This is a genomic window from Quyinboa ferrireducens, from assembly GCF_042436675.1.
GTDB lineage: Bacteria > Bacteroidota > Bacteroidia > Bacteroidales > UBA5342 > JBHJHP01.
Window position 1 is genome coordinate 1 of sequence record NZ_JBHMVA010000023.1, and the last position, 22,998, is coordinate 22,998.

16 protein-coding genes are annotated in these 22,998 nt (G+C 37.9%); 3 read left to right on the plus strand and 13 right to left on the minus strand.

Going from position 1 to position 22,998, the window contains the following annotated elements; all coding sequences use genetic code 11:
• Positions 1-259 precede the first annotated feature (259 nt).
• The 13 genes from ACE01N_RS19390 to ACE01N_RS19450 all read right to left on the minus strand — a co-directional run bounded on the left by ACE01N_RS19390 (position 260) and on the right by ACE01N_RS19450 (position 17,393).
• Complete coding sequence (locus tag ACE01N_RS19390) at positions 260-784, minus strand: GNAT family N-acetyltransferase (RefSeq protein WP_380592531.1); 525 nt, start codon at positions 782-784, stop codon at positions 260-262.
• Between the two features lie 121 nt (positions 785-905).
• The gene (locus ACE01N_RS19395; RefSeq protein ID WP_380592533.1) at positions 906-2,414 is read right to left on the minus strand and encodes a TlpA family protein disulfide reductase; all 1,509 of its coding nucleotides are present in this window, start codon (positions 2,412-2,414) and stop codon (positions 906-908) included.
• A 210-nt stretch (positions 2,415-2,624) separates the two neighbouring features.
• Entirely contained in the window at positions 2,625-3,101 is a 477-nt protein-coding gene (locus tag ACE01N_RS19400) for a nucleoside deaminase (protein ID WP_380592535.1), read from the minus strand.
• Positions 3,102-3,189: 88 nt separating this feature from the next.
• Positions 3,190-3,507 carry a HEPN domain-containing protein gene (locus tag ACE01N_RS19405; RefSeq protein ID WP_380592563.1) on the minus strand — a complete coding sequence of 106 codons (318 nt, stop codon included), beginning with the start codon at positions 3,505-3,507 and terminating at the stop codon, positions 3,190-3,192.
• A gap of 68 nt (positions 3,508-3,575) precedes the next feature.
• Positions 3,576-3,896 carry a nucleotidyltransferase domain-containing protein gene (locus ACE01N_RS19410; protein ID WP_380592537.1) on the minus strand — a complete coding sequence of 107 codons (321 nt, stop codon included), beginning with the start codon at positions 3,894-3,896 and terminating at the stop codon, positions 3,576-3,578.
• Positions 3,897-4,265: 369 nt separating this feature from the next.
• On the minus strand, positions 4,266-6,293 hold the full coding sequence (locus ACE01N_RS19415) for a dipeptidyl-peptidase 3 family protein (RefSeq protein WP_380592539.1): 2,028 nt from the start codon (positions 6,291-6,293) through the stop codon (positions 4,266-4,268).
• 17 nt (positions 6,294-6,310) lie between these two features.
• The gene (locus ACE01N_RS19420) at positions 6,311-7,129 is read right to left on the minus strand and encodes a hypothetical protein (RefSeq protein ID WP_380592541.1); all 819 of its coding nucleotides are present in this window, start codon (positions 7,127-7,129) and stop codon (positions 6,311-6,313) included.
• A gap of 9 nt (positions 7,130-7,138) precedes the next feature.
• Complete coding sequence (locus tag ACE01N_RS19425; RefSeq protein ID WP_380592543.1) at positions 7,139-7,783, minus strand: SPOR domain-containing protein; 645 nt, start codon at positions 7,781-7,783, stop codon at positions 7,139-7,141.
• A gap of 21 nt (positions 7,784-7,804) precedes the next feature.
• The gene (locus ACE01N_RS19430) at positions 7,805-9,793 is read right to left on the minus strand and encodes an OmpA family protein (RefSeq protein WP_380592545.1); all 1,989 of its coding nucleotides are present in this window, start codon (positions 9,791-9,793) and stop codon (positions 7,805-7,807) included.
• 38 nt (positions 9,794-9,831) lie between these two features.
• The gene (locus ACE01N_RS19435; protein ID WP_380592547.1) at positions 9,832-10,788 is read right to left on the minus strand and encodes a PorP/SprF family type IX secretion system membrane protein; all 957 of its coding nucleotides are present in this window, start codon (positions 10,786-10,788) and stop codon (positions 9,832-9,834) included.
• Between the two features lie 449 nt (positions 10,789-11,237).
• Positions 11,238-13,892, minus strand: coding sequence for a 4-alpha-glucanotransferase (locus tag ACE01N_RS19440; protein ID WP_380592549.1), 2,655 nt, complete (start codon positions 13,890-13,892; stop codon positions 11,238-11,240).
• Positions 13,893-13,910: 18 nt separating this feature from the next.
• Positions 13,911-15,782 (minus strand): membrane protein insertase YidC, encoded by a 1,872-nt coding sequence (gene yidC / locus ACE01N_RS19445; RefSeq protein WP_380592551.1) that lies wholly within the window; start codon positions 15,780-15,782, stop codon positions 13,911-13,913.
• 9 nt (positions 15,783-15,791) lie between these two features.
• Positions 15,792-17,393 carry a CTP synthase gene (locus ACE01N_RS19450; RefSeq protein ID WP_380592553.1) on the minus strand — a complete coding sequence of 534 codons (1,602 nt, stop codon included), beginning with the start codon at positions 17,391-17,393 and terminating at the stop codon, positions 15,792-15,794.
• A 315-nt stretch (positions 17,394-17,708) separates the two neighbouring features.
• On the opposite strand from ACE01N_RS19450, the gene ACE01N_RS19455 reads away from it, so the two are divergent.
• From ACE01N_RS19455 to ACE01N_RS19465, 3 genes are read left to right on the plus strand one after another with little or no spacing between them, the layout of a single operon-like run.
• Entirely contained in the window at positions 17,709-20,471 is a 2,763-nt protein-coding gene (locus tag ACE01N_RS19455) for an alpha-L-rhamnosidase (RefSeq protein WP_380592555.1), read from the plus strand.
• A 33-nt stretch (positions 20,472-20,504) separates the two neighbouring features.
• On the plus strand, positions 20,505-21,431 hold the full coding sequence (locus ACE01N_RS19460; protein ID WP_380592557.1) for a dihydrodipicolinate synthase family protein: 927 nt from the start codon (positions 20,505-20,507) through the stop codon (positions 21,429-21,431).
• Positions 21,432-21,457: 26 nt separating this feature from the next.
• The gene (locus ACE01N_RS19465) at positions 21,458-22,930 is read left to right on the plus strand and encodes a sodium:solute symporter family protein (protein WP_380592559.1); all 1,473 of its coding nucleotides are present in this window, start codon (positions 21,458-21,460) and stop codon (positions 22,928-22,930) included.
• Positions 22,931-22,998: the final 68 nt, after the last annotated feature.

Consider the following 22,998-nt stretch of genomic DNA (forward strand, 5'->3'; position numbering starts at 1 on the left):
ATCAGAGATTGGGGCATGATCCTTAATCAGTTTTTAATTATATTTGAGGAACGTTTAAATTTATATTAACCAAATCCTATTTACACACTTTATGGGATACTGTCTTTTTTTAATTGTCAATTTCCTAAGAAGCAATTCTTTCGACAAGTTTGCTACAACCCATAAATTAATAACAGAACTAAAGGGCGGCGTACTTGAAAATGATTGTGTCAATTTACTGATAGATTTTTTTAAAGGGAACCGGTAGGTATATCACCAATTAATCTGGCTTTTTCAATTCATACAGCAACAGTTCTTCATTATCATTAGGTATTTCGGTTGTGCCGATATATTTCAAACCCAGTTTCTCAATGAGCTTCTGTGAGGCATAATTGTCTTTCGTAGTAATGGCACACACAAAAGGCAGATTAAAGTCATAAAAAGCAGCATGCAGTATTTTCTCCGCCGCTTCAAATGCATAGCCCTGACCTTCATATTCCGGTAAAAAAGCAAAGCCGATATCCACAGCATCCAAACCTTCCCGATTGTACAATCCGACCGTACCGATTCTTTTATGATCTTCTTTGCGGATTACCGCATAGTTTCCAAATCCAAGTCTTTCAAGCTGGCCTGACATTTTATCCCTGATGTATTTTTCTGCATCTTCTATACTTCTGACATTTCTGTCACCAATATATTGAATGAATTTCTCCGTATTAAGTAAGGTCAGAATAAAATCTGCATCTTCAGTCTGAACAGGTCTGATAAGTAATCGCTGCGTTTCGAATGTTTTGTATGTGTTCATTTATGATTACAGATTTAAAAAGATTTACGCGGATACTAAAATACAAAAAACACAGGCTTTCAGCGGGAACCTGTTTTTTTCTTTATTTATAAACCCATTGATTATTTAAGAAAATAGACGATCAATTTAAATGCGCTGTAATTTCTTCAATTAGTCTGTCTTTTTCACTTGGACGTGGCGCATCTGCATCAACCACGTTTCCTCTTTTATCAATTAAAATATACGTTGGAATCCCTTGAATATTGAATAAGCTTTTTAACTCGTTATACTGGTCATCTGTTAACAAGTAATTGTCCCCGGTTATGTTTTTTTCAGCAATTGCAATTTTCCATGCTTCTTCCTTACACCTATTTGCCAGATAAACAAAAGCAACATCTTTATTTTCAAAGTATTTTTTAATTTCTGAAGAATTTGGCATCTCTTCCATACAGGGTGCACACCAGGGAGCCCAAAAGTCAATATAAACAACTTTCCCCTGGTATTGTTTTAATAATTCCTGCAGATAGTTTGTCTTAACATCAAGTTTTTTTAGTTCAATTTCTTCTGAAAATGTTGGTGATTCAAAAAGCCCTTTTTCATAGTTGTATTTTTCCTGAATTTCCCCACGTAATATGTCGTTTTCTATTAATTGTGCATTAAAAGCCGATTTCAGTTCGGGATAATATTTCTTTTCTAATAATCGATAATAGAACTTTGAGATGCATAAATCACTAATGTAATCAGGACTGATTTTTTTATAATACCGGGTGAAATCTTCTATCCCCTTTGGATAATTATTTTCTAAGTTCATAATATAAACTTCCAGTGAATCTGTTGGAATTAACTGATCAATATAAAAACTGTATTCGGTTAGAAAATCAATATACCTCTTAACTCCTGAATTTTCATTCTTTTCAGGTGTAAAGCTATTAAGAAAGCTAAAATATTCAACTGGAATTTTTTTGTAATACTGCATAGGATCTTGGTTTGTTCCCGTTACATGAACATATCTGTAACAAAGCACATAATACCAATTATCATATTTAATATAGGTATGAGCCCATTCTTTAAATTCAGACGAAGTTTTTTCTTTTTCATTAAATGAATTTAAAAATGCCTGATTTGATTCAAGTTGTTTGTTCATATAATCTAAATATTTCAAGGGCTCCATGACTTTTACTGGATCAAAATAACTTTTTCTGACCGCTAATGAGTCATTGTATAATATCATAAACCTTGTAATCTCTTTATTCAAATCTTCTGAAGTTCCGGAGATGTCGAAAATTCTGGCAAGTTTTTCATATGATTTTCCTTTCTCCGCCCAACAATCACCATTTATTTGAACGTGTAAACTATCTCCGGGAGAGATGTGATAGGTTAGCGTATAAATATTACCCAGATGAAAGTCAACCGGGTATTTCAATTCTATTTCGAAGCGGAATTTCCTGTTTTCATCAATGGAAGCAACCAGAGTTTTCTCATTTGCCAGTAGATCAGAAATCATCAGTGGTATATTTTTATGACCTTTGATTTTTTCAGGATCCTTAAACTGACCGGTAATGACGGTTTTTTTGCCGGTGGTATTGCTATCGTTTTTATTACAGGAAACAATAAGCATAACAGCAATTAAGCAAGGGATAACAGGTTTCATAATATTAGTATTTGGTATTAATAATACTTACACAATAAATATTTTATTGTTTTTTAGCGTATGTTATTAAGCATCAAATAATTCTTTTACATATCAGCTCTTCAGTAAGGATCTGGGACTGTTTGATTTACTGAATTAAAAATACGTAAAAAAGCAGTAAGTTGTGATGATAGATTTAAGATAGTTTTATTCACCGGGTGAATAATCAAATTAATATTCCGTCTTATCTTTTTTGGTATTCCATTGCTCAAAAACGGGCAGGGCCTGTTCACCAAGCATTTTTATAAACCTAATTTTTCTGTCAGAAATTGGCTTATCGAGTTCTTCATAAATAAACCGGTCATCGAATCCGATTTTTGCTGCATCGGTTTTAGAGGCAGCATAATACACCACATCGGGTCTTGCCCAGTAAATTGCACCCAGACACATGGGACAGGGTTCACAGGACGTATATATCTTACATCCTTCCAGCTGAAACGAGTTCAGCTTCTGACAGGCTTCCCGAATAGCGACTATTTCAGCATGTGCCGTAGGATCGTTGGTGGAAGTCACCCGGTTATGACTTTCCGCTATTATTTCATCGCCTTTAACGATGACACAACCAAACGGGCCGCCGGCATTGGCATCCATTCCCTCTTTTGCCTTTTCTATGGCTCTTTGCATAAACTGTTTATCAGCTTCAGTCATGATTATAATTTGTCGTGTGATTTTCTTATTTCGAAGTTACAAAATATTAGTCAACGGGTGGGTTTTACTTACTAGTGAAAGACTGTTATCAGATATGTATTATCGTTTCAATAATTGAGATAAGGTTTTCAACTGGTTCAAAATAAGGTAAAACTTTATTTTCAGTAAAATCAAATAAATCGTCATAATCTCCTTTTTGTCTCCATGTAAATAACTGGGAGTATATTTTACCGTATTCTGTTGCAACTTTCCCTGTTTTAACGAAAAATTCAGAGAAGTTTGATTTTGCTCCATTATGAGTGGTTGGTTTTAAATCGGAATAGAGTAAAAGTGCCATTACAGCATAATAGGCCGCATAATAAAGCCGGTTGATTGTTGAATTCCATTTTTCTCTTTCTGCAAGAATCTGAGCGTCTTAAAAGGTTTCTTTTGCTCTTTTAATGCGATAATTTATTAAATCAGTTTTTGTCCCTTTCATTTTAATTTAATGCCCTCTTTTTTTATATTTTCAAATAAAGGCGTAATTGAATAATTAGAATTCCATTCACTTTTAGAATAAATTAATGGTGAAATTATCTCTCCGGTTTCTAATTCCAATTCATAAAATGCATCCATAAATTTGGTTTCAAATTCAAAAGGAACACTGGGGTTATTGAGCAATATCAGCAAATCCCAATCTGATAGTTTTTTTGCATTTCCTCTGGCTTGTGAACCATATAAGTAAACTTCAGAATCCGGTGCATTCTTATCAACCACCCAAATAATTTTCTGCAATATTTGCTCTCTATTACGCATAAAGCAAATATACAGAATTTTAATTGACTTTGTTATTTGTAATTTCGATCACGGATTTTCATGGCTTAAGTCATTGGGTGGATCTATTGATTGCTGTTTATATTTCTCTCGAGAATGACTCTCCAACACAAAAAACAGGCTATCCCCAAAGTGATATGAGAATAAAACTTTACTTACGAATTGTAAGTAGCCTTTTTTTAAAAATTACCCCTAAATCCCCTAAAGGGGACTTAAAGCCTCCCACTTTAGGGGAGGTTTGGAGGGGTAAAAGAAGAATTACTTTCAATTTATAAGCTCAAAATATTTCTATCTGTCTTTTGGGACAGCCTCTTTTATTAATCATAAGATCCATTCATTCGTAATTCATAATTATTTTGTCAGCCAGCCATGGTGTTTGGAATAATCAAGCATTTGCTGTGCATAACCATCCGTATAACGAACTTCTACATCTGTAATTTTGCCGTCCTTTTCGATAAGTTTATAAGCCGGATTAATAAAGCCGCCATATGGTGCCAGGTTCAGTTTGGCATAACGTTCTTTGACCTCTTTTAATAAATGCTGATCAACTTTTACACCATAGGTTTCTACCAGATCTTTAGCTCCGGCATAATTTCCTGTTGATTTTATCTTTTGAATCAGAGCCAAAAGGTCTCCCAGCAGTTTATGCATTTGTTCATAATCATTGATCTTAAAGTAGGTTTTCCCGTCACGTTCAACTTTTTCAACCACATTGTTGTCTTTCCCGTGCTTATACACCCAGCTTGCGATTAACTGACGGTTACGCATGTGTGATTCTTCAATGTTGTCGCCTAATTGAAGACGGGTAAGCTGGGTCATTAATCCGTTGCGGATATAAGAATCGTATTCTGCTTCAAAAGCTTCTTTATTCGGAAGCAATCCAAGCTCTACCAGTTTGGGATCAGCCATGTAATACAATCCGAATAAGTCGGCGCGGGCTTCTTCAATGGTTGCACCATATGCTTTCAGTTCGTCGCCGGCAACTCCAGGTAATAACTGCCCCGAACCGTGCCCCAAACATTCATGCAGGTCGGTATGCAGGTTTCCGGTTAAAAATCCGTATTTCTCAACCCGATCTATTTCAGCCTGATCATAGGCGAATTCCTGCAGGAAACCGTCTCCTTTTGCCGACTGGTCGTATGCATAAGTAATATTTTCAAGCGTTACCGATTTTGACCCATATTCCTTACGGATCCAGTCCGCATTTGGCAGGTTAATACCGATAGGTGTTGCCGGGTAACAGTCTCCGCCCAACATGGCAGCTGTAATCACTTTTGCAGAAACACCTTTTACCTTTTTCTTTTTAAACTGGTCATCAACAGGGGAATGATCCTCGAACCACTGGGCATTGCTGCTGATGATTTCGGTTCGGTGAGTGGCTTCCAGATCTTTAAAGTTAACGACGCTTTCCCAGCTTGCTTTCAATCCAAGTGGATCGCCATAGGTTTCAATAAAACCGTTTACAAAATCAACACGCGACTGTTGGTCTTTTAACCAGGCTACATTGTATTTGTCGAATGTTCGCAGATCACCTGTTTTATAGAACTCAATCAGAAGGTTTATCACATTCTTTTGATCATCATTTTCAGCTACAGTTGCAGCTTTTTCCAGCCACATAACAATATGTTTGATAGCCGGGCCGTATTTCCCGTCAATCTTCCATACGTCTTCTTTTATCTTTCCGTTTTCCTTAACCAGCGTAGAATTCAAACCGTAAGAAACTGGTTCTTTATCGTTCGGGTCCTTCATTTGCGCATAAAACTCTTCTACGTTGTCCTGCGACAAATCACCTTCGTAATAATTATTCGCAGATGCTTTTATAAGATCCTGTCCTTCAGCAAGACTTACACGTTTCTTCGCTATATTCGGGTCAAAGATAACCGGAACCAGAGTTTTTAATAATTCTTCTTTTACCATCGGTAGCTTGTCGCTGGGCAGCTCGTTGACCTGTGTCACGAAAAAATTCTGACTGAAACCCGGTTTAAACTTATCCATGGAGTAGTGGTGGTGTATTCCGTTTGAGAACCAAACCCGTTTAAGATAGACCACGAAGTTTTTATAATCGTCGCTTTCCTTGTCACCGGTGTAATTTTCATAAATTGCCTCAAGCGTCTGACGAATAGGGAGGTTGTATTTGTAATTCTGATCAAAAAGAATATCTCTTCCTTCAATAGCAGCCTGGCTCAGATAATAGACCAGTTCTTTCTGTTTCAGACTAAGGTTCTCAAAACCAGTCACTTTGTAGCGCATGATTTTGAGGTCTGCAAATTTCTCAACATTGTAATTAAATGTGTCGTTTTTCGTTTCGCTTACTTTTTTATCTGTACATCCGTTCATTATAAAAACGCTTAAAAGTGAAGTTAAAATCAAGTGTCTCATATTCGTGTGTGTTTGTGTTACTCATTCTTATTTCTTGGATCCAGCATTTCTTCAAATTCCCACTTTCCTCTTCTGAATTTAAAACCATCATAACTGAAGTCTGAACCGTAATACTGATACTGTCCTTCCAATTCAGGTTTTGCGGGACTTAAATGATCAAAAATGATGCGCTTGTAATCGGGATCATACACCAGTACCATTGAACCTGTGCCGGAAAAATTGAATACCACACGTTTCTGAGTTCCTCTTTCCATTTTAAAAACAGATGCTCCAATAACAGGTTCATTGTTTGGTTTAAAAAGCAGGATATCTATAACTTTTCTGGCCACAACATTATTATATCCATCCCATCCCAGCAACGTATAATATGTTTTTTTACGTTTTGTTTTTACGATCACGGCATAATAAAGGCATCCGTACCATTCATCTGGTTTCAGCACTTCATTTACAGGAATATCATTTCGTGTGTCTTTTAAAACTGTAAGCTGTATCCCATTATCTGTTTTGTGCTGTATAATGCATCCGTAGTGGTATAGCAGGTCGTCACCCTGATAATTCCATGAATAAACATTAAGTTTTCCATCGCTTGCCGCTATCTTTCCCAAATGTTCCACCTGTGGTTTGACCGCAAACGATTGGGGCTGGCTTAAAAACGATGACAGAAGAATTTCTACTGAATCGCTAGCTGCCTTTTTTTGTATACCCATAGCCTCTGATCCAAGCACCTTAAATTGTCTGTTTAAATCAGTGTCAAATGGTGATTGGCCAAATAATGAATGTATGCAGAAAAATATTACGGCTGTTTGGGTCAACCGTAAAACTTTATGAAATGTCATGTTAAAAAATTATTCAATCGCGTAGGGTTCGTATTTATCGTACTCTACAACGAAGGATTTATCGTAGCCCATTTTTTTATACTTCTCAAGAGCTACTTCGGCTTCATCCTTAGTCAGGTATTTGCCTATACAATATCTGAAAAGTTTATCCTCAAGCTGAAACTCCATGATCCCGGTCAGCGGGGCAAAGAAATCTTTATAAACAGGATATTTAAAAGCCGAAAGTTGAATGGTATAAACCACAACTTCTCCTTTTATGACGCTACTCTTGTTAACTTTAGTTTCTGTTTTCTTTTCTGTGGGCTTTTCTTCCACCACATTCTGCCAAACCTTATTTTTTATGATTTTCCGTGATGAAACCACAAAAGCATCCGGATATCCTTTTTTTCTGATATCTTCAATTGCAGTCCGGGCAGCCTGGTAGTTTGGATACCTTCCGTAATAATATTTATATAAACCATCATCATTCTTTTTCGACCATACACCTTCGAGGCCTTTGAAAAATGAGGTTGGTACTTCCTTCGATAATGCTTTGATTTGAATGGTAAAGAATTCGGCATCCACAGGTTTTGTTACCTTATCCTGCGCCGTTAATGCCTGGGTGAAGGATATAACAACAGCAATAATAAACATTAAAACTCCTGTTTTTTTCATTTCAATAATTTTGAGGGTTTTCTAATCTACAATTACAATAATTTCAATGCGTCGGTTTACCTCATGTTCAGCATCCGTACAATCTACACCATCTTTACAATGGTTCAAAATGTAGCGCTCTCCATATCCTCTGGAGACAATCCTGTTAGAATTGATGCCTCGCTGAACCAGATAAGCTTTGGCATTATCAGCTCGTTTTTGTGACAATTCAAGGTTGTAATCCAGATCTCCCTGTGAGTCGGTATGAGCATTCAAACGCAACCGTATATTTGGTTTCGATTTGAGATATTCATACCATCGTTCCAGAATTTTCTTTGCATCGTACGACAATTCGTAGCTGTTCAATGCAAATTTAAGTTTATTTTGGGGAATGGTGATGGTTTGCGTCTCTTCAATTACGGGGATGATATTTATATCCGTGTAAGCTGAGTTCAGATTAATGAAATCTTCGCCTTTCAAAGTACGTTCGTAGGGCTCGTATTTTCCCTTTGCTCTTGCCGATACATGAATGTCTGTTGTCGGATCAATCATAGAGCGTTCAATTTTAAAGCCTGTTTTACCCAGCTCATCCGTAACACCTTCAAATAACAGTGAATGATCCGATTCATCAGTCATTACAACAACTACTTCCGGAATCGGTACTCCTGAAAGGGCATTGGAAACCTGAACAGCCATGTCAACTATAGGAATTTCTTCAACCTCGGGAACTGTATCAATCACTTCAATACTGGCAGTATCTTCTGCAATTTCTTTGGGTTCTTCATACATAATACGGTAAATATTGTCGTATCTGCCACCTGTTGTCCTGTTGGAAGAAAGGTATCCTTCTTTGATGTTTTCAGGATTCACAACGTATGAAAAATCATCAAAACGACTGTTTATGCCGTACTTCATATTAACGATTTCCTTGTCTTTTGATTTCAGATCAACTTTGTATACATCAAGTCCGCCGTAACCCGGGTAACCGTTTGAAGCGAAATAAAACATGTTGTCTGATGATACGAAAGGGAACAGTTCATCGCCACTGGTGTTAACAGCGGTAAGATTCTGCGGTGCCAGCCAGTAAGAACCTGATCTTCTTGAAAAATAGATATCTTTTCCACCTTTACCGCCGGGCTTATCTGATACAAAATACAATGTATCTCCGGTTATGCTTAGTGCCGGATGAGCACAACTGTAGCTGTTGTCGTTATTAAATGGAAGTGGAAAACCTTGCTGCCACATGCCGGATCTATAGTCGGACCTGTAGATTTTTAGTACTGTTTGTTCCTGCGGAAGTTTGACAACCTTCGTAAAGTACATGGTTTTATAATCCGGTGTAAAGGTAACGGCTCCGATATGATAATCAGATTTCAGGTTCTCAGAGAATAAAACCGGACGTCCGATTTCCCCATTATTTATGACCGGAGAATAATACAGATTCAAAAATTCAAGTCCTTTAAGGTCTACGTTTTTTTCAGAATTCAGGTTGGAATGATAATCAAGTACATTGGCATCATTGGATGACGATGAAAATACGATTCCTCCCTGGTAATACTGCACTCCAAATGACTGTCCAAAGGTATTGATGTCTGTCTTCTTAACGGAATAAGATGACGTGTCGTTTGTCCTGCTTTTCATCCAGTTGATCTGTTCCATGTAATGATCAGGAATCGTTGATTCACTGTCTGTCTGAAAAAATGTTTTAGCTTTATCATAATCGCCCTGGAGGAAAAGCAACTTTCCATACGTAATGCGGTCTTCACCTTTCAGGTTTGATTCTCCTGCGAGTTCAAAATTCTTTTTTGCATTTTCAAAATCATTCAGGAAATAATAACAGTTTGCCATCCGGATAGCTGTCTCCGGCTCAACACGCTGCCCCTCTTCTTCGGATTTATATTTTTCATATAATATAACAGCCTTGCTGTAATTTTCCTGTTTATAGGCTTTATCTGCTTGCTTAAGATCCTTGTTCCCAAAAAGAAAACTGAATGAGATTAAAAAAATATATATCAGTGAGCCTGTTTTCATTCCTGTTGTATTATACTAACATGTAAATATACCAATTTTTAAAAATACCTGATACTCTTAACTCCCTGTGAAGCCGGTGCTTTACCGATATGTAAATCTTCAAGATCAATTCTCAGGCTTATTTCGTGTGAACCGTACGATACTTTACTGAGTTTCGTTATAGGGTAGTCAAATGAGTATCCAACATAAAGTTGTTCCCAAACCCTTACCTCGGTTGCAAATATAATATCAGAACCTGTTCTGAAGATAAGTCCCACGGAACCCCAATCCTTGTAAAACCCATGTACTCCCAAATCAAACGTCAACGGAGCGCCATATATTGTTTTCATCAACAAGGTTGGCTTAATCTTATAATCATTATCAACATCAATTACATAACCTCCGTAGAGAAACATGTGCATGGTTTTAAAGCTGAAAGATGTTTTGATGGATTCGGTATTGGCTTCAGGTGAATGGGTCAGCATTTTCGGCATGGAGAAACCGGCAAAATATTTATCGCTGTACAGAAAAGCACCTACACCGACATTGGGTCTGAAATAGCCGTTGGCATATTTTTCATAAACCGGATCATTGGCAGAATTCAGGTTCAGTGATGCTGCATCAAACTGTAGCGAACTAAAGCCCACCTGTAAACCCATGGATAATTTCAAATCGCGTGTAATATTGACTGCATATGCAGAAGCCACTGCCAGATCGACATTGGAATTCAGACCTATACTTTCTGACATGACCACCAAACCTGCAGAAAGATTATTTACCGGAACCGGCCCGTGGAAGTTAAACCCTAAGGTTTTAGGACTTGCTCCAAATCCTGTCCATTGATTTCTGTAATTCATCAATCCGCTGTATGTGCCGCGGCTTCCGGTATAGCCCGGATTAATAAGCCCCTGCATATTGACATACTGCGTATATTGTTGAAAATCCTGCGCAAAAGTCAGGCTGTTTATAAGCCCAAGCGTTAAAACAAAAAGAATTCGTTTTATTGTTTTATGCATTTTTTTATTGTGATTACCAGTCATATTCAACAAAACTTTACCATATTTTACCTATTATATACAAGTGCACGGAAGTACTTTTTGTCTGTTAGTTGTATTCTGTTCAAATGTGGCAAAATATTTTATATTATCTAAAAATCCTGTTATAATACTTTTCGTTAAAAATAAAGATGATTTAAACTTAACTGCATCTGTCATTCATATGTTAAAATGTCCTTTTTAGCCTTCATGCATTCTGCCGGCAAGCACTTCTATGTAGATAATAGTTTTTTAACCAGCTGAAATACAGTTGACTTAAAGAATGTTAGCACATGTGATATTTAAGATATTATACAAGTAGATTAAGTTTAAATGTTATCATATTATTAAGCAATGTGCGTAATAATGTAACAAATGTACTAATTTGTTATAAATATCTTTAAATATAATGTTAAAAAAAGTTTGATTTTTTAACTAATACGGTCAGAATTCCGTATCATTTCATGAATTTCATCCGTTAGTTCATCTTCATTCAGCAGAGTTTCTACCGGAATATGCATTCTGTAGCGCCAGTAATGTCTGGAATATTCAGGTTTGTTGATCCGTTCTGCATGCGGATCAGGATAACGCAGTCGCTCATTGATTGATAACCAGTCCTGTAGCGGAAGTATAGTCAGTGCTGAACCAGCCTGTAGGTTTACTTCGATGATTTTCTTACATAGCCATCCCGGACAATCAGCGAATGTTTGCACATCTTCATGGCACAGTGAATTCACCATTCGTTTACCTTTTTCCGGATCATATTTCCACACGCCGCGTAAAGTAGGAGTATCGTGTGTAGAGGTTGTACAAACGGAATAGTATTTGAACCAACGGGGATCAGAAAACTCAATAGTGTTTATTTTTGGCATGTTCTGAATATCCAGTGTCAGTATATTCAGCTGATTCATTACTTCAGGAACATTGTCAGGGATCATTCCAAGATCTTCACCACAAACCAGCATATTAGTGGTATGAATGAGTCGCGGTAGTTTTTCAAGTGCTTTATCTTTCCAGAACTGATTATGACGCTTATAGAAAAAGTCATTATAAAGCAGCATAAGATTATGTTTCACATCATCGGCAAGACGGTGAAATTTTCTGGTCCGCTGTAATTCTATACGAGGATGATAGTACCCTTTCTGTCTCTCGTCTTCCATGAACAGAACATCGCAGATAACATCGCGTAGTTTGTATATGATATTATCATCCACAATGCCAAGTTCGTGACATTTACTGAACAGCTGTCGGGTCTCGTTATGCTCTTCTTTAAGGTAATACAGATCGCCTTCCTGTTCAAAAAAATGTTCAAGGATCTCCTCCGTATAATCTCCAAAAATATACGATTCGTATTTATAAACATGAGGTGTACACCACCATTTGGGGTCAAAAGGAAGTTTGTTGAACCATAAATCTTCTGCAGTATATGGAAGGGCTGGACTAAAGTGTCCCATTAATCCTTCCTGGAACCTGAACGGAATTTCCCAGATACGGAAAAAGCCAAGAATATGATCGATGCGGTATGCATCGAAGTAATCGGCCATTTTTCTGAAACGATTCTGCCACCATTCATATTCATCCTTCTTCATTTGCTCCCAGTTGTAGGTTGGGAAACCCCAGTTTTGTCCTACAGTTGAAAAATAATCCGGTGGTGCACCTGTTTGCTGGTTAAAATTAAACAGTTCAGGAGACGCCCAGGCATCTACACTCTCACGGTTTATTCCAATTGGTATATCGCCTTTTAAAGCAATACCGTGGTTGTGTAAATATTCAATAGAGGATGCAAGTTGTTTATCAAGATGATATTGTATGAAAACATAAAACATGGCATCGCACATTTCAAATTCTCCTGAATCACAGCATTTATCAAGCATCTCTTCTGAATATTCTGCATACTGGCCCCATTTGCTGAAATCCGTTGTTTTATAGCGGTCTCTTAAGCAACAGAATAAGGCATATGCCTTAACCCAGAATCCGTTTTTTTCAAGGAATAACTGAAAATCCTTGTCCTGCTCAAGACTCCCTTTGTGAAAATCAAACGCTTTGTGAAGATATTCCATTTTTAAATCCAGCACAGCTTCAAAGTCTATTTCAGCTAAAGTGTTCAACTCTTTTTTCTTATGCTTAAGAAATGATAATGCAGTGTTATCGTGCTTAAAAAGTTCGTCCAGATTAATGTAAATAGGATTCAATGCATAGACAGAAATTGCATTATATGGATATGAATCGGTCCAGTCAAATTTAGAAATTGTATCGTTAATAGGAAGGATCTGAATCAGGTTCATTCCTGTTTTTGCCACCCAGTCTCCAAAGATTTTTAAATCGTTAAACTCACCAATTCCCAGGCCTGCTTCTGTACGGATTGAAAATACGGGAATGGCGATGCCGCTGCCCTTCCATGGGAATGAGAATCTGAAACCTGAATCACCTTTGAGAATACTATTCTGGTTCTTGACAGTCAGTTTCCTGTTTTCTCCTGCTTCCCACTCAACGATGCGTTTGCTTTGCAGGTCGTAAACCGCATATTTATATTCTATTGAACCGGTTTTCGGCATCTTGCCGAATCCACCAAACCAGTTGGCAAATTCAGCACTTTCCAGTAGCAGTGGTTTGTACTGATCCCAGTCCCCGAGTTCCGGAATATTTCCGGTTACACAAATCTTATATCCATTTTTAACGCGGGGAACACTGATTTGGAAATAGATTCCGTCAGCAATGTTGTTTTTTAAGGCTCCTGCAAGATCATCTTTTTTAAAAATCGCATTTTTAGAAATGGAACGGTATAAAATACTGTCGTCGGTATCAGGACTAAGCCACTGATCATAGATATAAATATCGTTTTTACCTTCTGCGGTAAAGTACCTCTGTACAGGCTCCTTTTTGCTGATGCCGTCTGAAGTCAGGAGAATATACTGATAGTTAATCAGCGAATTTTGCTTAACAGTTGTATTTAAAGTCCACAGACCATTGGGATTATAAACTAAGGGTAGTTTTTCACGGTTCTCCGATCCGTTAAACTTTCCCTCTACAAATATTTGTTCTCCCCATTGAGTATTATAGTGGATTTCAATAAATACATTCAGCATAAAAAAATATTAGTTTAATTACCTTTTTCTGTTTTTCGCATTTTGACGTATCTGGGCCTGCTGTTGTTTCTGCATGTTAGCCAGTCTCTCCTGAAACTTGGATTTTTTTGCAGGTTTCTTTTTATTCGCTTCGAGTTTTGCAAGAAGCGCATCTTCATCAACAAAACGTCTCATAATATAGGTTTGTCCTACTGTGATTAATGTTGAAAGGAAGTAATAGTAGCTCAAACCTGCAGAATAGTTGTTAAAGAAGAAAAGGAACATAACCGGCATCATGTACATCATGGTTTTCATACCAGGCATCTGATTGGTTGATGCGGTCATTTCTGAGTTTATCTTGGTATAAAACACGTTTACAATAGCCATTAACAGGGTAAACAGACTTACGTGATTTCCATAAATATTTGATAGAATAGGAATCTGCGTTTGCCATGAGAAAATCGAGTCGTAAGATGCGAGGTCCTTTGCCCAGAGGAAACTTTCCTGACGTAACTCAATAGATGCAGGAAAGAAGTAAAACATTGCCACTAATATAGGAAATTGAAATACCATTGGCAAACATCCGCCCATCGGACTTACACCTACTTTTCGGTAAAGTGCCATGGTAGCCTGCTGTCGTTCCATCGCTTTATCCTTCGGAATCTTTTTATTTATCTCATCAATCTGCGGTTTCAATACACGCATTTTGGCTGTTGAGATATAGGATTTAAAGGTAAACGGGAAAATGATCAACTTAATAAATACGGTAAGAATCAGAATAATTATTCCATAATTGGCAATGTGTTTATTCAGAATATCAAACACGTTAATAACCACATATTTGTTGAACCAGCTAACCACCGGCCATCCCAGATTGACAACTTTCTGAAGTTCGTAACCTGTTTTTTGTAAAATTTTATAATTATTAGGTCCAAAATAATATTTAAAATTAATGTCCTGAGAAACCGGAATGGAAAGATCTGAGGTCATGTTGAACAGATAACCCTCCACATTTTCAAGTTTTTCAAGATTGACATTGGCAGAGGTAAAGAAGTTATCTGCTATAAGTACTGAAGAAAAAAACTGATCTTTATAACCAACCCATTTCACACGGGTAGTCAGTGTTTCTTCTGAAGATTTATTCCCTGATATATGTTCTACGTCATTCTGGTAATATTTATAATATAATCCTGAATAACGGGTTTCAAAGGTCGCGCCTTTTTCATTCTGACGCATGAATACCTGCCAGTGTAAATCGAAATTACTGACTGAACGCGGCAGGATTTTATCCACACCGTTCACCTTGAAGCTATAATTTACCAGGTAATCTTCAGGGGCCAGGGTATAAATATTACTTATGGAACGGCCATCACCCAAATCAGCTGTCAGTACAATTTTTTGAGTGCCGTCTGATAATGTGTTGTTTTCAGTAACTTTGAAATAAATATCTTTTGTGGAAATTCGTCTGTTTGTTTGCGTGAAAAAGCTGAACCCGAATTCAGAATCATCGCCGTCAAATAATACCAGAGGCTTTTTGTCGTATGTCAGAAAATCCTTAAGCACCACCGAATATACACGTCCTCCCAGGGTTGACAATTTAATATCGAGATATTTATTTTCGAGTGTGATAAACTCTTCATCACCTGTCATCACCGATGCAAAATCACCATAAAGTTCTGCTGTGTTTGCGGTTGTACTTTCGTTATCGCTTACAGTTGAATCGTTTTGAACCGGATATATCGCTGATTCGGCAGCACTGTTTAACCGTTGTTGTTCCTGCTGCACGTGGGCAATGGAATCCCTTTGATGTTGAATTCTGTCCAGTTCTTCCTGAGATGGTTTATTATAAAAGTAAAATGCAACTAATATTAATCCAATTAAACTGAAGCCAATTAAATTATTTCTATCCATGATTTTTGATTATTCTTCTTTTAATGCTGCTTTAATAAAACCTTTGAAAAGCGGGTGCGGATTTACAACAGTGCTGCGGTATTCCGGATGGAACTGTACCCCAACAAACCATTTATGTTCTGGTAATTCAACAATCTCCACAAGGTCTGTATCAGGGTTGATCCCTACTGCTTTCATTCCGTTGTTTTCAAACGATTCAAGATATTCGCTGTTAAATTCGTATCTGTGTCTGTGCCTCTCGTATATGGTAGATTCGCCGTAAACTTCATGTACTTTGCTTCCGTTCAGGAGGCTGCATTCATAAGCTCCCAATCGCATAGTTCCACCCATTTCAGAAACACCCTTTTGTTCTTCCATCAGGTCAATTACGGGATATTTTGTATTGTAATCCATTTCGGTTGAATTGGCATCTTCAAATTTGAGCACATTTTGTGCAAATTCGATAACCGCACATTGCATACCTAAACAAATTCCTAAAAAGGGCACGTTGTTTTCGCGTGCATATTTACATGCCAGAATTTTCCCTTCAATTCCCCTGTGGCCAAATCCCGGTGCAACCAGTATGCCGTCCATGCCTTTCAGTGTTTCATCCATGTTGCTTTCATTCAGCTTTTCAGAATGGATCAATTGAAGTTTTAATTTACGGTCATTATATGCAGCGGCGTGTATCAGCGATTCAATGATTGATTTATAGGCATCTGCCAGTTCAACATATTTACCTACCAGACCAATCTTAACTGTTTTCTGTGCTTTTTTGAGTTTAGAAAGGAACGCTTTCCATTCCCGGAGTTTGGCTTCGCCTTCAGCAGGCAGTCCAAGCTTTTCGAGAACGGTAGTGTCCAAACCTTCTTCCTGCATTTTTACAGGAACCTCGTAAATAGTAGGCACATCAATACTCTGTATAACCGATTTTTGATCGACATTACAAAACAAAGATACCTTACGTCTGATATCAGGTGTAAGTTCATGTTCGGTTCGTAACACCAAAATATCGGGCTGAACTCCTTCTTCAAGTAACGCTTTTACAGAGTGCTGGGTTGGTTTTGTTTTTAGTTCACCGGATGCCGCCAGGTATGGTACATAAGTCAAATGAATAACAAGGCTGTTTTTCCCGAGTTCCCAACGCAACTGACGAACAGATTCAATATAAGGTAATGATTCGATGTCACCAACAGTACCTCCAATTTCGGTAATCACAAAATCAAATTGCTTTTTGCTTCCCAGCAGTTTGATATTTCGTTTTATTTCGTCTGTAATATGAGGTATAATCTGAACTGTCTTTCCCAAAAAATCACCACGTCTTTCTTTGTTGATGACATTCTGATATACACGGCCAGTGGTAATGTTATTTGCCTGGGTGGTTGAAATATTCAGAAAACGTTCGTAATGCCCAAGGTCAAGATCCGTCTCGGCACCATCAACGGTAACATAACATTCCCCGTGTTCGTAAGGGTTCAGTGTTCCCGGATCAACATTAATATAAGGATCAAGCTTTTGGATGGTAACTTTATACCCTCTTGCCTGTAATAACTTTCCTAATGATGCTGATATAATTCCTTTACCGAGTGAAGAAGTAACACCCCCTGTGACAAAAATGTATTTTGTATCCACTTTAAACCTAGATTTTGAATTTAAATTCGTTTCGTTTTAAAGTCCACAAAAATAGTAATAAAAACCGAATTAAAAGGTTGGATTTTTTAGTATTACGTGTGATGTTGAATTTATATGGATTTTAACATTTATGCTTCATCTGGTTTGGAGCGACTTACAATCGTTCAACAGGTCTTTTGGTGCCAGCTTTTTAATTTATGAAAACGTTTTCATATATTTGCGGATAGTCTTAAATCTGTACATATTAAATTTAATAATAGATAATTAAGGCTTTAAATTTGATATTTAAAAATCTCGTTAGCTAACTTTTGTAACATGAATACCATCTGTCAAAAAATAACTTTCATTTTTAATCTGATTATTCTTGTAAGCCTTCCGGCTTTTGGCATATCAGAACCTGTAGAACTTAGGTGTGAAATGATTGAAAACCCTGTGGGAATAGATGTTAAAAATCCAGGATTAAGCTGGAAGATTATTTCGGATAAAAGATCTGTATATCAGATTTCTTATCATATACTTGTTGCATCTTCCGTAGAAAAACTGGATAATAACATTGGCGATCTGTGGGATTCGGGAGACGTGAAATCGGATCAGTCGCACCTGGTGCAATATAATGGAGCGGAATTAAAAAGCAGGAAAGATTGTTACTGGAAGGTAAAGGTTATAACCAATAAAGGGGAATCGGAATGGAGTGAAACAGCTTACTGGTCGATGGGGCTTTTGCATTATAAAGACTGGTATGCCAGATGGATCGGGTTTGATTATGCATTCCCATGGGATGATGATAGTTTCCATTCACGCTTGTCGGCTCGCTACCTGCGTAAAGTGTTTAAGGCTGATAAACCGGTAAAGCAGGCTAAAGTATATCTGATGGGGCTGGGAATGTATGAGCTTTATTTTAACGGGAATCGAATTGGAAATCAGGTTTTGGCTCCGGCACCAACAGATTATCATGAAAATATAAAGTATAATGTGTTTGACGTCACCAGTGCTTTAAATGAAGGTGAAAATGCAGTGGGTGTGATTCTTGGAAACGGGAGATATCATACGATGCGACAACACTATAAACCCTATAAAATAAAGAATTTTGGATTTCCTAAATTATTACTACAGCTTGAAATAGAATATGCTGATGGTTCAAAACAGATTATCAAAACAGATAATTCATGGAAAGGTACTGCAAACGGACCACTCATCACTAATAACGAGTATGATGGCGAAGAATATGATGCGCGTAAAGAAATGCCCGGCTGGAATACCGTGAATTTTATTGATAGCAGTTGGATTCAGGTTGACTATGTGGATCAGCCCGATGGAAAATATGAAGCACAGATGAATCCGAATATGAAGGTGATGGAAACAATTAAACCTGTTGGGATCACAAATCTTTCTGGTGGTAAATATATTCTGGACATGGGGCAAAATATGGTAGGATGGTTGAAAATAAAGGTAGAAGGTAATGCAGGAGAAAAGGTGAAGTTGCGGTTTGCTGAAATTCTGAATGACAAGGGTGGAATAGCGACTGAAAATCTTAGGGATGCTATGTGTACTGATATTTATACGCTGAAAGGAAATGGAATTGAAGAGTGGGCGCCGCGTTTTGTATATCACGGTTTCAGGTATGTTGAGATTGCAGGTTTTCCCGGTGTTCCGACCGTTGATAATTTTATTGGAGAAGTGGTTTATGATGCAATTCCTCAAACCGGATCATTTACAACGTCAAATTCGTTAATAAATAAGATTTATAAAAATGCCACCTGGAGCATAAAGGGCAACTATAAAGGCATGCCGGTAGATTGTCCCCAGAGAAACGAACGTCAGCCCTGGTTGGGCGACAGGTCTACAGGATGCTATGGAGAAAGTTTTGTTTACGATAACTCAACCTTGTACGCAAAATGGGTAGATGATATAGGGTATGCGCAAAAAAGTGACGGTACTATACCTGATGTGGCACCGGCGTTCTGGCGGTATTATAGCGACAACATGACCTGGCCCGGAACTTACCTGATGGTAGCTGATATGCTTTACAGGCAGTATGGCGACACAGAACCTTTGAAAACTCATTATGCCTCAATGAAAAGTTGGTTGGACTATATGAAGGACCGCTATATGACCGAAGATTATATTCTTACAAAAGATAGTTATGGCGATTGGTGCGTACCACCTGCAACCATTGAGGAAGGCAGAGGCAAAAGTGCCAATGTGAAGCATCCCAGCAAACTTATATCAACGGCTTATTACTATTATTACTCCGGTTTAATGCAGAGATTTGCACGGATAGCCGGATGTGATGATGATGTGGAATATTATGCAAATCTGGCTGAAAAGATAAAGGCCGGGTTTAATCAGGTATTTTTCAGGGAAGATCAGATGGGATATGGCGATAATACGCTCACCGATAATCTGCTGGCCCTACAGTTTGGTTTGGTTCCTGAGAATAAACGGGATGATGTATTGAATACAATTGTTACTATTATTCAGGTAAAAAACGATGGACATCTGAGCACAGGCCTTATTGGAACCCAGTGGCTGATGCGGACATTATCAGAAAACGGCAGAAGTGATCTGGCGTACCGGATCGCCACCAATAAAACTTATCCGGGCTGGGGCTACATGGTTGAAAACGGAGCTACCACGATTTGGGAATTGTGGAATGGAAATACAGCTGCAGCTAATATGAATTCGTATAATCATGTAATGATGCTGGGCGATTTGATCATCTGGTTTTATGAAAACCTGGCAGGAATTAAGTCTGATCCGGAGGATCCGGGTTTCAAAAACATTATTATGAAACCAGAACTGCAGGATGGATTGGATCATGTGAATGCAAGCTACGAATCACCGTATGGTAAAATAAAAAGTAATTGGACAAGAAGTAAGCAAAAATTTACCTGGAACATTACGGTTCCGGCTAATTCCGGTGCCCGGATCTATGTGCCGGCAAAATCGTTGAATTCTATAAAAGAAGGTAAGGATAAAATTACTGAAAATAAGGATGTAAAAGTAGTGGAATTTAAAGATAACAGGGTCCTGCTGGAAATAGGTTCAGGAGAATACAGGTTTGAATCAAAATTATAAGTTGTAAATAAATCAGAATAAATTATATAACAGATGACACCGAATTTTAAAACCCCATTGCGTGGAATAGTACCTCCGTTGGTAACGCCATTAATTGATAATGATACGCTGGATGTCAAAGGACTGGAAACCCTTATTGAAAGGGTTATTGCAGGCGGAGTTCACGGTATATTTATTTTAGGAACTACAGGTGAATTCGCCAGTTTATCATACAAAATAAGGGAAGAATTAATAAAGCTGACATGCAGGTTTGTCGATGGTCGCCTTCCTGTACTGGTAGGTATATCTGATTCGGCTTTTACCGAAAGTCTGAATCTGGCAAAAAAGGCAGCCCAATATGGCGCAGATGCAGTTGTTATTACACCGCCATATTATTTCGAGGCCAGTCAACCAGAATTGCTGGAATACCTTGAGCGTATTATGAAACAGATGCCTTTGCCACTGTTTATTTATAATATGCCGGTTCATACCAAGGTTATGTTTGCACCTCAAACCGTCAGATCTGCCGCAGATATTCCGGGAATTGTCGGGATGAAGGATAGTTCGGCTAATCTTGCTTACTTTAATCAGATTAACTTTTTACTGAAAGACAGACCTGGTTTTACATTTATGGTGGGAACCGAAGAGTTAATTTCACAGTTTGTTTTACTTAACGGTCACGGCGGTGTAACCGGTGGTGCCAATATGTTTCCGAAGCTTTATGTTGACCTTTATAATGCTTCCGTAGAAAGGGATTTTGAAAGAATACTGCCTCTACACGAAAAAGTAATGCAAATCAGTACCACGATTTATAATGTAGGGAAATATGGGTCAAGTTATTTGAAAGGTTTGAAATGTGCATTAAATGTATTAGGTGTTTGCAGCGATTTTATGGCCGAACCTTTTCACAGGTTTAAAGAACCGGAGCGTGACAGGATAATAAAAGCGTTAGAGGAATTGAATTATAAAGAATTACTTTAAAAGGAATCCGCTGAAAAGAGTTACAGATGAGTAAATTAGATATTTTTATTTTCATAGCATATTTATTGGGTATTGTTTTATTTGGCCTGTCGTTTTATCGTAAAAACAAAACATCATCATCATTTACGCTCGGAAATAAAAGCCTGCCTTCGTGGGTAATTTCATTGTCAATATTTGCAACGTTTGTAAGTAGTATCAGTTATCTGGCATTGCCCGGACAGGCTTATTTAACTAACTGGAATGCATTTGCATTTAGCCTGTCAATACCTTTTGCTTCATTTATGGCAGTAAAATTCTTTGTGCCGCTCTACCGGTCTGTGAACAGTCCGTCTGCATATACCTACCTGGAACAGCGCTTTGGGCCGTGGGCAAAGACCTACGTTTCTGTAATGTATTTATTGACACAGTTAATGCGGGCCGGAACCATATTATTTTTGTTGGGAATTCTTTTACATACATTACTGGCTTGGGATATCTCTACTATTATCATCGTTACAGGATTCAGTGTGATGATCTATTCTTTGCTTGGGGGGATCCAGGCGGTTGTTTGGACCGATGCCATTCAGGCGATCATCTTAATTGCAGGTGCAGTAATAACAGTTATTACAATCATGGTAAAAATGCCCGAAGGTCCGTCGCAAATATTCGAAATTGCAGCGCAAAATGATAAATTCAGTCTGGGAAGTTTTGGCCTGAGCCTGAAAGATTCAACCTTTTGGGTTGTACTGATATATGGAATATTTATTAACCTTCAGAACTACGGGATTGACCAGAATTATATTCAGCGGTACATGACGTCTGGTTCAGATAAGGAAGCCAAGAATTCCGCATTGTTTGGAGGACTGCTTTATGTGCCGGTATCTGCACTTTTCTTTTTTATAGGAACAGCGCTGTTTGCATATTACAAGGCCAGTCCCGGTTTACTTCCTGATGGGATACAGGCAGATAAGGTTTTTCCTCATTTTATTGTGAACCAGTTGCCGGTCGGGTTAACCGGATTTTTAATCGCATCAGTATTTGCAGCTGGTATGAGCACAATTTCGACAAGTATAAATAGTTCGGCGACTGTTATTTTAACCGATTTTTTTAAACTCTCCGGGGCTGATCCGAAAAATAACAAACGTTCCATGCGGATTTTATACATGGCGTCGTTCATTTTCAGTGTATTGGGAATTGGTGTGGCTGTTGCAATGATTAACGTTCAAAGTGCGTTGGATGCCTGGTGGAAACTGGCATCTATCTTTAGTGGTGGTATGCTTGGCCTGTTTTTACTGGGTTATATGTCTAAACGTGTGACCAATGTTTCAGCCATTGCGGGAGTTGTTGCCGGGGTTATTATCATTGCATGGATGAGTCTGTCCCCATTGGTTTTCCCCGGTACCTCGTTTGAAAAATTCACAAATCATCTTCATAGTTATTTATCCATTGTATTGGGTACAGTTGTAATTTTTATCACCGGATTTTTATTCACATTTTTGAAATTATCCTCAAAAAAATGATGCTTGTTTATGTAATATTCAGGCTCAATAATTACTTGTTTTTTATGAAAACGATATCATTTATTGTG